Source organism: Klebsiella sp. JN_Kp126 (assembly GCF_033843325.1).
In the GTDB taxonomy this organism is placed as follows: Bacteria; Pseudomonadota; Gammaproteobacteria; order Enterobacterales; family Enterobacteriaceae; genus Klebsiella; species Klebsiella michiganensis.
In genome coordinates, this window is the sequence record NZ_JAWXQV010000049.1 from 75605 (window position 1) to 87690 (window position 12086).

General features: G+C 55.7%; 9 protein-coding genes, 1 tRNA gene and 1 other RNA gene. 7 read left to right on the forward strand and 4 right to left on the reverse strand.

Annotation, left to right across the window (positions count from 1 at the left end; all coding sequences use genetic code 11):
• The first annotated feature begins 277 nt into the window (after nucleotides 1-277).
• From SIK97_RS08415 to narI, 4 genes are read left to right on the forward strand one after another with little or no spacing between them, the layout of a single operon-like run.
• Entirely contained in the window at nucleotides 278-4021 is a 3744-nt protein-coding gene (locus SIK97_RS08415) for a nitrate reductase subunit alpha (protein ID WP_048262502.1), read from the forward strand.
• Nucleotides 4018-5553, forward strand: coding sequence for a nitrate reductase subunit beta (gene narH, locus SIK97_RS08420; protein WP_014838755.1), 1536 nt, complete (start codon nucleotides 4018-4020; stop codon nucleotides 5551-5553). The genes SIK97_RS08415 and narH overlap by 4 nt, the downstream gene beginning before the upstream one ends.
• Nucleotides 5550-6260, forward strand: a complete 711-nt coding sequence (gene narJ, locus SIK97_RS08425) for a nitrate reductase molybdenum cofactor assembly chaperone (protein WP_014229743.1) — start codon at nucleotides 5550-5552, stop codon at nucleotides 6258-6260. Before narH ends, narJ begins: the two co-directional genes overlap by 4 nt.
• A complete protein-coding gene (narI, locus tag SIK97_RS08430) occupies nucleotides 6260-6937 on the forward strand; it encodes a respiratory nitrate reductase subunit gamma (RefSeq protein ID WP_014229742.1) in 678 nt (225 codons plus the stop codon). The genes narJ and narI overlap by 1 nt, the downstream gene beginning before the upstream one ends.
• A 169-nt stretch (nucleotides 6938-7106) precedes the next feature.
• Here narI and SIK97_RS08435 read toward each other — a convergent pair.
• The 4 genes from SIK97_RS08435 to SIK97_RS08450 form a co-directional block, all read right to left on the reverse strand.
• Nucleotides 7107-7237, reverse strand: a non-coding RNA gene (locus SIK97_RS08435) — RtT sRNA.
• A 45-nt stretch (nucleotides 7238-7282) separates the two neighbouring features.
• A tRNA-Tyr gene (locus SIK97_RS08440) sits at nucleotides 7283-7367 on the reverse strand.
• A gap of 156 nt (nucleotides 7368-7523) precedes the next feature.
• On the reverse strand, nucleotides 7524-8366 hold the full coding sequence (gene purU / locus SIK97_RS08445) for a formyltetrahydrofolate deformylase (protein WP_004121732.1): 843 nt from the start codon (nucleotides 8364-8366) through the stop codon (nucleotides 7524-7526).
• A gap of 42 nt (nucleotides 8367-8408) precedes the next feature.
• Nucleotides 8409-8867, reverse strand: coding sequence for a YchJ family protein (locus tag SIK97_RS08450; RefSeq protein WP_014229741.1), 459 nt, complete (start codon nucleotides 8865-8867; stop codon nucleotides 8409-8411).
• A gap of 112 nt (nucleotides 8868-8979) precedes the next feature.
• Between SIK97_RS08450 and rssA the strand changes: the two genes are divergently transcribed.
• The 3 genes from rssA (at nucleotide 8980) to galU (ending at nucleotide 12082) form a co-directional block, all read left to right on the forward strand.
• A complete protein-coding gene (rssA, locus tag SIK97_RS08455; RefSeq protein WP_025108236.1) occupies nucleotides 8980-9888 on the forward strand; it encodes a patatin-like phospholipase RssA in 909 nt (302 codons plus the stop codon).
• A gap of 80 nt (nucleotides 9889-9968) precedes the next feature.
• Nucleotides 9969-10982 carry a two-component system response regulator RssB gene (rssB, locus tag SIK97_RS08460; protein WP_025108235.1) on the forward strand — a complete coding sequence of 338 codons (1014 nt, stop codon included), beginning with the start codon at nucleotides 9969-9971 and terminating at the stop codon, nucleotides 10980-10982.
• 197 nt (nucleotides 10983-11179) lie between these two features.
• Nucleotides 11180-12082: a UTP--glucose-1-phosphate uridylyltransferase GalU gene (gene galU / locus SIK97_RS08465; protein ID WP_004851836.1), complete on the forward strand. Its 903-nt coding sequence runs from the start codon at nucleotides 11180-11182 to the stop codon at nucleotides 12080-12082.
• The last annotated feature ends 4 nt before the right edge of the window (nucleotides 12083-12086 follow it).

The window sequence follows — 12086 nt, forward strand, 5'->3', positions numbered from 1 at the left end:
AAAAAATGACTTAAGGGGTATCTACCCCTTAATACCATGGCGAATCGCTAATCCTTATTTTCTGCAGGCTTTTATGCAAAATATCTTTGTTAATCAATAAAATAAAAAATAGAAATAAATACCACTTTGGTGGTAATTACTGTGTTAACCCGTTTTTATAAGCCATATCGTCTTGATCGTTATCAATTCTCTCCCTCTTTCATAGCGTTACCTTCGCTGCAAATCCAGCAATGTCGATTTATCAGAGAGCCGTCAGGCTCCACACAGGAGAGACCCGATGAGTAAATTCCTGGACCGGTTTCGCTACTTCAAACAGAAGGGTGAAACCTTTGCCGATGGGCACGGCCAGCTTCTAAAAACCAACCGGGACTGGGAGGATGGATACCGTCAACGTTGGCAGCACGATAAAGTTGTGCGCTCCACCCACGGTGTCAACTGCACCGGTTCGTGCAGCTGGAAGATTTATGTCAAAAATGGTCTGGTTACCTGGGAAACCCAGCAGACCGACTATCCGCGCACCCGTCCGGATATGCCAAACCACGAGCCTCGCGGCTGCCCGCGCGGCGCCAGCTACTCCTGGTATCTTTACAGCGCCAACCGCCTGAAGTATCCGCTGATGCGCAAACGCCTGATGAAAATGTGGCGTGAAGCGAAAGTTCAGCACAGCGATCCGGTGGATGCCTGGGCCTCTATTATTGAAGACGCCGACAAAGCGAAAAGCTTTAAGCAGGCGCGCGGCCGCGGCGGTTTCGTGCGTTCGTCCTGGCAGGAAGTGAACGAGCTGATTGCCGCCTCTAACGTCTACACCGTCAAAACCTACGGCCCGGACCGCGTGGCGGGCTTCTCGCCTATTCCGGCGATGTCGATGGTCTCCTATGCCTCCGGCGCGCGCTATCTGTCGCTGATCGGCGGCACCTGCCTGAGCTTCTACGACTGGTACTGCGACCTGCCGCCTGCGTCACCGCAGACCTGGGGCGAGCAGACCGACGTGCCGGAATCCGCCGACTGGTATAACTCCAGCTATATTATCGCCTGGGGTTCCAACGTTCCGCAGACCCGTACCCCGGATGCCCACTTCTTTACCGAAGTGCGCTACAAAGGTACCAAAACCGTTGCCATCACCCCTGACTACGCCGAAATCGCCAAGCTCTGCGATCTGTGGCTGGCGCCGAAGCAGGGTACCGATGCGGCGATGGCGCTGGCGATGGGCCACGTCATGCTGCGCGAGTTCCATCTCGACAAACCGAGCCAGTATTTCACCGATTACGTGCGCCGCTACACCGACATGCCGATGCTGGTGATGCTCGAAGAGCGCGACGGCTATTACGCCGCGGGCCGCATGCTGCGCGCGGCTGATCTGGTGGACGCATTAGGTCAGGAAACGAATCCGGAATGGAAAACCGTCGCCTTTGATGAGAAGGGCGAAATCACCGTACCGAACGGCTCTATCGGCTTCCGCTGGGGCGACAAAGGCAAGTGGAATCTGGAACAGCGCGACGGCAAAACCGGTGAAGACGTTGAGCTGCGCCTGAGCCTGCTGGGCGGCCACGACGATATCGCCAACGTCGGCTTCCCGTATTTTGGCGGCGAAGGTACCGAGCACTTTAATAAAGTCGAGCTGGAAAATGTGCTGCTGCACAAACTGCCGGTCAAACGCCTGCAGAAGGCCGATGGCTCTAGCGTGCTGGTCACCACCGTCTACGACCTGACCATGGCGAACTACGGTCTGGATCGCGGTCTTGGCGATGAAAACTGCGCCAGCAGCTACGACGACGTCAAAGCGTATACCCCGGCATGGGCGGAGAAAATCACCGGCGTTTCCCGGGCGCACATTATCCGTACCGCGCGGGAGTTTGCCGATAACGCCGATAAGACCCACGGCCGTTCGATGATCATTGTCGGCGCCGGTCTGAACCACTGGTTCCACCTCGATATGAACTATCGCGGTCTTATCAATATGCTGATCTTCTGCGGCTGCGTCGGTCAGAGCGGCGGCGGCTGGGCGCACTATGTCGGCCAGGAAAAACTGCGTCCGCAGACCGGATGGCAGCCGCTGGCGTTTGCTCTCGACTGGCAGCGTCCGGCGCGTCATATGAACAGCACGTCGTACTTCTATAACCACTCCAGCCAGTGGCGCTACGAAACCGTGACCGCACAGGAACTGCTGTCGCCGTTAGCGGATAAATCCCGCTACAGCGGCCACCTGATTGACTTCAACGTGCGCGCTGAACGTATGGGCTGGCTGCCGTCGGCGCCGCAGCTGGGCACCAACCCGCTGCGCATCGCGGAAGAGGCGAAGAAAGCGGGCATGACGCCGGTCGATTACACCGTCAAATCCCTGAAAGAGGGTTCCATTCGCTTTGCCGCAGAGCAGCCGGAAAACGGTAAAAACCATCCGCGCAACCTGTTTATCTGGCGTTCTAACCTGCTGGGCTCTTCCGGTAAGGGCCACGAGTACATGCTGAAGTACCTGCTGGGTACGGAAAACGGTATTCAGGGCAAAGATCTCGGTAAGCAGGGCGGCGTGAAGCCGGAAGAAGTGGAGTGGAAAGACAACGGTCTCGACGGCAAGCTGGATCTGGTGGTGACACTCGATTTCCGTCTGTCGAGCACCTGCCTCTATTCCGACATCGTGCTGCCGACCGCCACCTGGTATGAAAAAGACGACATGAATACCTCGGATATGCATCCGTTTATTCATCCGCTATCAGCCGCCGTCGACCCGGCCTGGGAATCGAAAAGCGACTGGGATATCTACAAAGATATCGCGAAGAAATTCTCTGAAGTCTGCGTGGGGCACCTCGGCAAAGAGACCGACGTGGTGACGCTGCCTATCCAGCACGACTCCGCCGCCGAACTGGCGCAGCCGCTGGACGTTAAGGACTGGAAAAAAGGCGAATGTGACCTGATTCCTGGGAAAACCGCGCCCCATATTCTGACCGTCGAGCGCGATTATCCGGCGACATACGAACGCTTCACTTCTATCGGCCCGCTGATGGAGAAAATCGGCAACGGCGGGAAAGGCATCGCCTGGAATACCCAGAGCGAAATGGATCTGCTGCGCAAGCTCAACTACACCAAAGCGGACGGCCCGGCGAAAGGCCAGCCGATGCTTAACACCGCAATTGATGCGGCAGAGATGATCCTGACCCTGGCGCCGGAGACCAACGGCCACGTGGCGGTGAAAGCCTGGGCGGCGCTCAGCGAATTTACCGGTCGCGACCATACGCATCTGGCGACGAATAAAGAAGAGGAAAAAATCCGCTTCCGCGATATTCAGGCCCAGCCGCGCAAAATTATCTCCAGCCCGACCTGGTCCGGACTCGAAGATGAGCACGTTTCCTATAACGCCGGCTACACCAACGTTCACGAACTGATCCCGTGGCGTACGCTTTCCGGCCGCCAGCAGCTGTATCAGGATCACCAGTGGATGCGTGATTTCGGCGAAAGCCTGCTGGTCTATCGTCCGCCAATTGATACCCGTTCGGTGAAAACGGTGATGGGGGCGAAATCCAACGGCAACCCGGAGAAGGCGTTGAACTTCCTGACGCCGCACCAGAAGTGGGGTATCCACTCCACCTACAGCGACAACCTGCTGATGCTGACGCTGTCGCGCGGCGGGCCGATTGTGTGGATGAGCGAAGCGGACGCCAAAGATCTGGGGATTGAGGATAACGACTGGATCGAGGTGTTCAACAGCAACGGCGCGCTGACCGCCCGCGCGGTGGTCAGCCAGCGCGTGCCGGCCGGGATGACCATGATGTACCACGCCCAGGAGCGTATCGTAAACCTGCCGGGTTCAGAGGTAACCGAGCAGCGCGGCGGGATCCACAACTCCGTGACCCGTATTACGCCGAAGCCGACCCATATGATCGGCGGCTATGCCCAGCTGGCCTACGGCTTTAACTACTACGGCACGGTAGGGTCGAACCGCGATGAGTTCGTGGTGGTACGTAAGATGAAGAATATTAACTGGTTAGATGGCGAAGGTAACGACCAGGTACAGGAGAGCGTAAAATGAAAATTCGTTCACAAGTCGGCATGGTGCTGAATCTCGATAAGTGCATCGGCTGTCATACCTGCTCGGTCACCTGTAAAAACGTCTGGACCAGCCGCGAGGGTATGGAGTACGCGTGGTTCAACAACGTTGAAAGTAAGCCGGGCGTCGGTTTCCCGAACGACTGGGAGAATCAGGAGAAGTGGAAGGGCGGCTGGATCCGTAAGATCAACGGCAAGCTACAGCCGCGCATGGGCAACCGCGCGATGCTGCTCGGTAAAATCTTTGCTAACCCGCATCTGCCGGGCATCGACGACTACTACGAGCCGTTTGACTACGACTACCAGAACCTGCACAACGCGCCGGAAAGCAAACACCAGCCGATCGCCCGCCCGCGCTCGCTGATCACCGGCCAGCGGATGGATAAAATCACCAGCGGTCCAAACTGGGAAGAAATTCTGGGCGGCGAGTTCGAGAAACGCGCCAAAGACCAGAACTTTGAGAACATGCAGAAGGCGATGTACGGCCAGTTCGAAAACACCTTCATGATGTATCTACCGCGTCTGTGCGAGCACTGCCTGAACCCGGCGTGCGTGGCGACCTGCCCGAGCGGCGCCATCTACAAACGTGAAGAAGACGGCATCGTACTGATCGACCAGGACAAGTGCCGCGGCTGGCGTATGTGCATCACCGGCTGTCCGTACAAGAAAATCTACTTCAACTGGAAGAGCGGGAAATCGGAGAAGTGCATCTTCTGCTACCCGCGTATCGAATCCGGGATGCCGACCGTTTGCTCGGAAACCTGCGTGGGGCGTATTCGCTACCTCGGCGTGCTGCTGTACGACGCGGACGCCATTGAAAATGCCGCCAGCACGGAGAATGAGAAAGACCTGTATCAGCGTCAGCTGGACGTGTTCCTCAACCCGAACGACCCGAAAGTGATTGAGCAAGCGCTGAAAGACGGCGTGCCGCAGGGCGTTATCGACGCTGCCCAGCAGTCGCCGGTGTACAAAATGGCGATGGACTGGAAGCTGGCGCTGCCGCTGCATCCGGAATATCGCACCCTGCCGATGGTCTGGTATGTGCCGCCTCTGTCGCCGATTCAGTCGGCCGCCGACGCGGGGGAACTGGGCAGCAACGGTATTCTGCCGGACGTGGAAAGCCTGCGTATCCCGGTTCAGTATCTGGCCAACCTGCTGACCGCGGGCGATACCCAGCCGGTGCTGCTGGCGCTGAAACGCATGCTGGCGATGCGCCACTTCAAACGCGCGGAAACCGTCGATGGCGTACTGGATACCCGGGCGCTGGAAGAGGTAGGCCTCACTGAAGCCCAGGCGCAGGAGATGTATCGCTATCTGGCTATCGCTAACTACGAAGACCGTTTCGTGGTGCCGAGCAGCCACCGCGAGCAGGCCCGCGACGCCTTCCCTGAGAAAAACGGTTGCGGCTTTACCTTCGGCGACGGCTGCCACGGTTCTGACAGCCAGTTCAATCTGTTTAACAGCCGCCGTATCGATGCTATCGACGTCACCAGCAAAACGGAGCCGCACCCATGATTGAACTCGTCATTGTGTCGCGCCTTCTCGAGTACCCTGACGCTGCCTTATGGCAGCATCAGCAGGAGCTGTTTGACGCTATCGCCGCTTCGGAAAAGCTCGCGCCGGAGGATGCCCATAAGCTGAGCGTTTTCCTGCGTGACCTGACCGCTCAGGATGTGCTGGACGCGCAGTCTCGCTACAGCGAACTGTTCGATCGCGGCCGCGCGACCTCGCTGCTGCTGTTTGAGCACGTGCACGGCGAATCCCGCGATCGCGGCCAGGCGATGGTTGACCTGATGGCGCAGTATGAGCGCCACGGTCTGCAGCTGGATAGCCGCGAATTGCCGGATCATCTCCCGCTGTACCTGGAGTATCTGGCGCAGCTGCCGGAAGCGGAAGCGCTCGGCGGATTGCAGGACGTCGCACCGATTCTCGGCCTGCTCAGCGCTCGCCTGCAGCAGCGCGAGAGCGGCTACGCGGCGCTGTTTGAGCTGCTGCTCAAGCTGGCTAACGCGCAGGTCGATAGCCAGAAAGTGGCGGAAAAAATCGCCGATGAAGCCCGCGACGATACGCCGCAGGCGCTGGACGCCGTCTGGGAAGAAGAACAGGTGAAATTCTTTGCCGATCAGGGCTGCGGCGAGTCGGAGATCTCCGCTCACCAGCGTCGTTTTGCCGGAGCCGTTGCCCCGCAATATTTGAATATCTCTAACGGAGGACAGCAATAATGCACTTCCTGAATATGTTCTTCTTTGACATCTATCCGTATATCGCCGGTACGGTGTTCCTGGTGGGAAGCTGGCTGCGTTATGACTACGGGCAGTATACCTGGCGTGCGGCCTCCAGCCAGATGCTGGACCGTAAAGGGATGAATCTGGCTTCGAACCTGTTTCATATCGGGATTCTGGGGATCTTTGCCGGTCACTTTCTCGGTATGCTGACGCCGCACTGGATGTACGAATCCTTCCTGCCGGTCGACGTGAAGCAGAAGATGGCGATGATTGCGGGCGGCGCCTGCGGCGTGATGACGCTGGTGGGCGGTCTGCTGCTGCTGAAACGTCGTCTGCTGAGCCCGCGCGTGCGCGCCACCACCACCGGAGCGGATATTCTGATCCTCTCCCTGCTGATGGTGCAGTGCGCCCTGGGCCTGCTGACTATTCCGTTCTCCGCTCAGCATATGGACGGTAGCGAAATGATGAAGCTGGTCGGCTGGGCGCAGTCGGTGGTGACCTTCCACGGCGGAGCATCTTCGCACCTGGACGGCGTGGCGTTTATTTTCCGCGTGCACCTGGTGCTGGGCATGACGCTGTTTGTGCTGTTCCCGTTCTCCCGTCTGGTGCATATCTGGAGCGCGCCGGTGGAGTACCTGACGCGCAAATACCAGATTGTACGCGCCCGTCGCTAATTCTATTTCGAGTAAAGCTAAACCCTGCTGCGGCAGGGTTTTTCATTTGTGCGGTCTGCTCCCGGCGGGGCACATATGGCAGAAATACAGAATCAGTTCTGGAGAAATAAAAGAGCTAACTAAGACGGTTTTGATAATTTGATTTTGCTGAGGTACTGCAGGGAAGTGATGGTGGTGGGGGAAGGATTATTCGGCGCGTTGCGCCTCGCCCTTCGGGTCGTTGCCTGCGGCAACGCTTTCTCGCTCCGCTCGAATCGAACCTTAGTCGAAGCTTCTCATCCTTCCCTGCATCGGAAGAATATAAGGCAATGTACCTATATGAGAGTCGGTGTGTTCTGGAAGTGATGGTGGTGGGGGAAGGATTCGAACCTTCGAAGTCGATGACGGCAGATTTACAGTCTGCTCCCTTTGGCCGCTCGGGAACCCCACCACGGGGTAATGCTATTTACTGGCCTGCTTCCTGCTGGAAGCGGGGCGCATCATATCAAATGAGACGCCCCTGTAAAGCATTCCTTTAGGGAAATGAAGCTGTTTGCCTGCTTTTTATCCGTAAAGGTGCAAAGCTAATCAATTCATTTCCCTGAGATTAAAGAATAATCGTCCGGTTACCGTAAACAAATACCCGCTGAGCAAGAACCTGATACAGCGCGCGGCTCAGAACGTTTTTCTCGACGTCGCGGCCAGCGCGCATCATATCTTCCGCGGTGTAGGTATGATCGACATGAATGACGTCCTGCATAATGATTGGGCCTTCATCCAGATTATCGTTCACGTAGTGTGCGGTGGCGCCAATAATCTTCACCCCGCGGTCATAGGCCTGGTGATACGGACGCGCGCCGATAAAAGCCGGCAGGAATGAGTGATGAATATTAATAATTTTATTCGGGAAACGAGAGACAAACTCTGGGGTCAAGACCCGCATGTATTTCGCCAGCACAACGTAATCCGGCTCAAGGGCGGCGATCGCGTCGCCCATCTGTTTATCATGCTCTTCGCGAGTTAAACCCTCATGGCTCACCAGCTGGAAGGGGATATCAAACCGTTCAACCAGCGAGCGCAGCGTTTCGTGATTGCCGATGACGGCGGCGATTTCTACGTCCAGGCCGCCGTAGTTAGCTTTCATCAGCAGATCGCCGAGGCAGTGCGCCTCTTTGGTGACCAGAATGACGACCCTGCGGCGCCCTGCTGGATTGAGTTCACGAATTGAACCTTCCGGCAGCGCGCTGTCGAGGTCTGCCAGCAGGATTGAATCATTGAAAATACCCTCGAGCTCGGTGCGCATAAAGAAGCGGCCGGTTCGGTGGTCAACAAACTCATTGTTCTGCACGATATTCAGTTCGTGCTTGTAGCAGATATTAGTGATACGCGCGATGAGGCCTTTCTGATCAGGGCAAATAGTGCGCAGTACTTTACGTTGTTGTGAATGCATCGCGGGGAAAATCCTGTAGTGTTTGCTATTTCTGCTGCTGGTTTACTGACCGCAGCATTTTTTAAATTTTTTACCTGAACCGCAAGGGCAGGGATCGTTACGACCGATTAGCGGTCGCGTGCCGTCAATATAATACCACTGTCCGTTTTCTTTTAAGAATCGGGATCGTTCAATAATGGCTCCGGAGCGGTTATCGTCAGCGTAACGAGCGATAAAGCTGACAAAGCCTTCATCCGGGTTCTTGCCCGTCTCGGCGGCAAAGACGGTGAGACCCTGCCACTGTGTGCGGGTAAAACCGTTTTCCAGGTCTGCGCGAAACTGCTGCGCTTGACAGGAGGGGTGCCAGGTTTTAATCAGATAGTCGGCGTCTTTCATAACAAACGCGCTATAGCGGGAGCGCATCAGCTGTGACGGATCTGGCGCCAGCTGCGCGCCAGCCAGATAAGGCTGACAACATGAGCTATACTCCAGAGCGCTGCCACAGGGGCATAATGGCGACAAAACGGCCTCCACAGGAAAAAGAAAGACGGCGCTACGCCGCCAAAGCGCATTATGTTAACTGAGGTATGGCGATGATGCCATGCCCGGAGTGGAAGGATATGTTTCGGTACTCATGAGAAAGCTTAAAATTGGCCTGGCGTTAGGGGCTGGCGCCGCTCGCGGGTGGTCGCATATCGGCGTGATTAATGCCTTACGGCGGACGGGTATCGACGTCGATGTTATCGCAGGGTGCTCCATTGGCTCGCTGGTCGGAGCGGCGTACGCCTGCAATCGGCTTCCGGCCCTGGAGAAATGGGTATGCTCCTTTAGCAACTGGGACGTACTGAAGTTAATGGATCTCTCCTGGCAACGGGGTGGCCTGCTGCGGGGCGAGCGCGTGTTTAGTCAATACCGCAAACTCATGCCCGTCAGCGAGATCGAGCGCTGCGAACGTCCTTTCGCGGCGGTCACAACGAATTTAAGCACCGGTCGTGAACTGTGGTTTACGGAAGGGGATCTGCATCTGGCGATCCGTGCGTCCTGCAGTATGCCGGGTTTGATGGCGCCGGTGATGCATAATGGCTACTGGCTGGTGGATGGCGCGGTGGTTAACCCCGTGCCGGTGTCTCTGGCTCGCGCCATGGGCGCAGATATCGTCATTGCCGTTGATTTGCAGCACGATGCGCATCTGATGCAGCAGGATTTGCTGTCAATGGAGGTGCCTCGTCCGGAGAGCGAGGAAGATTTTTCGTGGCATTCACGGCTGCGCACGCGCCTGGCGCGTATGACGTCACGTCGGGCGACGAGGGCGCCAACGGCGATGGAAATCATGTCGACGTCAATTCAGGTTCTGGAGAATCGCCTCAAGCGAAATCGTATGGCGGGCGACCCGCCTGATATCCTGATTCAGCCCTTTTGCCCGCAAATCTCCACGCTTGATTTCCACCGGGCCGGCGAAGCTATCGCCGCCGGACATCTGGCAGTGGAAAAGAAAATGGATGAACTATTACCTTTAGTGCGTACCCCCGTGGAGCGCATTTGATGCATACTTAAGTAAATTCTGACAGGCGGTAGCGTGAATATCATGCCACTATTAAATTATCGTCAGTCAGGGGAGAGATCATGACGCAGCCATTGGCGGGAAAACAGATTCTGATAGTTGAAGACGAACCCGTTTTCCGCTCTCTTATGCACACCTGGTTAGCTTCACTTGGTGCGACCATCGTACAGGCGGAAGATGGTATAGATGCACTGCAAAAAATGGCGGAGTCAAAACCTGATTTGATGATTTGCGATATCTCCATGCCGCGAATGAACGGCCTGCAGCTGGTAGAACATGTACGTAACCAGGGCGAGCAGTTGCCGATTCTGATGATTTCAGCGACGGAAAACATGGCGGACATCGCCAAAGCGTTGCGCCTGGGCGTTCAGGATATCCTGCTCAAACCGGTTAAAGATTTCGATCGCCTGCGAGAAACCGTGTATGCCTGCCTCTATCCCAATATGTTTAATTCGCGTGTCGAAGAAGAAGAGCGCCTGTTTGAGGACTGGGATGCGCTGGTAAGCGATCCTAGCGCGGCGTCGAGGCTGCTTCAGGAGCTCCAGCCGCCGGTGCAGCAGGAGATGTCGCGTTGCCGTATTCACTATCGCCAGCTTGTCTCTGTCGATAAGCCAGGGCTCGTGCTCGATATTGCGCCGCTATCAGAAAACGATCTGGCGTTTTATTGTCTGGATGTCACACGAGCAGGTGATAATGGCGTTCTGGCGGCCCTATTGCTGCGCGCGCTGTTTAATGGGTTACTGCAGGAGCAGCTCGCTCATCAGGGGCAGCGTTTGCCGGAGATGGGTAGCCTGCTAAAACAGGTTAACCAACTGCTGCGGCAGGCAAACTTACCCGGGCAATTCCCATTATTGGTAGGGTATTACCACAGCGGCTTGAAGAATTTAATTTTAGTCTCCGCGGGTTTGAATGGCACCTTGAATACGGGAGAACATCAAATTCAGATTAGTAATGGCGTTCCGTTAGGCACTTTAGGTAATGCATACCTCAACCAAATTAGTCAACGCTGCGCATCATGGCAGTGCCAAATTTGGGGGGCTGGCGGACGTTTACGCCTGATGTTGACCACGGAGTGAACAATTGTGCTTATTTTTAGGCTCGTGGGATTACCACGCGATCTTTTGTGGTGGTACTATCGCCGGGTTTAATGCGTAAAATTCCTAATTCGAAGATATCTAATCCTTGTCGGAACAGCTTTGACTGAGCAGGCTGATATACTCGATACCATATTATTAACGAGAAGTTTAAAAAACGAACAGTCCAGGAGATTTCAATGGCTGCGCTTAATTCAAAAGTAAGAAAAGCTGTCATCCCGGTTGCGGGATTAGGCACCAGGATGTTGCCCGCTACTAAGGCTATTCCGAAAGAAATGCTGCCGCTGGTAGATAAGCCATTAATTCAATATGTTGTTAACGAATGTATTGCCGCCGGGATTACCGAGATTGTTCTGGTTACGCACTCTTCGAAAAACTCGATTGAAAACCATTTCGATACCAGTTTTGAACTGGAAGCGATGCTGGAAAAACGCGTAAAACGCCAGCTGCTGGAAGAAGTCCAATCTATTTGTCCGCCGCACGTGACTATTATGCAAGTCCGTCAGGGGCTGGCTAAAGGTCTGGGCCACGCTGTGCTTTGCGCGCACCCGGTAGTGGGTGATGAGCCGGTCGCGGTTATTTTACCGGACGTTATCCTTGATGAATATGAATCCGATCTGTCTCGCGACAACCTGGCCGAAATGATCGCTCGTTTCGATGAGACCGGCGCAAGCCAGATCATGGTTGAACCGGTTGCTGACGTTACCGCATACGGCGTTGTCGATTGCAAGGGCCTGGCCCTGCAGCCGGGTGAGAGCGTACCGATGGTTGGTGTCGTCGAGAAACCGAAAGCGGACGTAGCGCCTTCTAATCTGGCGGTTGTCGGTCGTTACGTGCTGAGCGCGGATATTTGGCCACTGCTGGCGAAAACCCCTCCGGGAGCCGGCGATGAGATTCAGCTGACCGACGCCATCGATATGCTGATCGAAAAAGAAACGGTAGAAGCCTATCATATGAAAGGCAAGAGCCACGACTGCGGTAATAAGCTGGGTTATATGCAGGCTTTTGTTGAATATGGCGTACGCCACAAGTCCCTGGGCGCTGAATTTAAAGCCTGGCTGGATAAAGCCGTAGCGAAGTAATCGT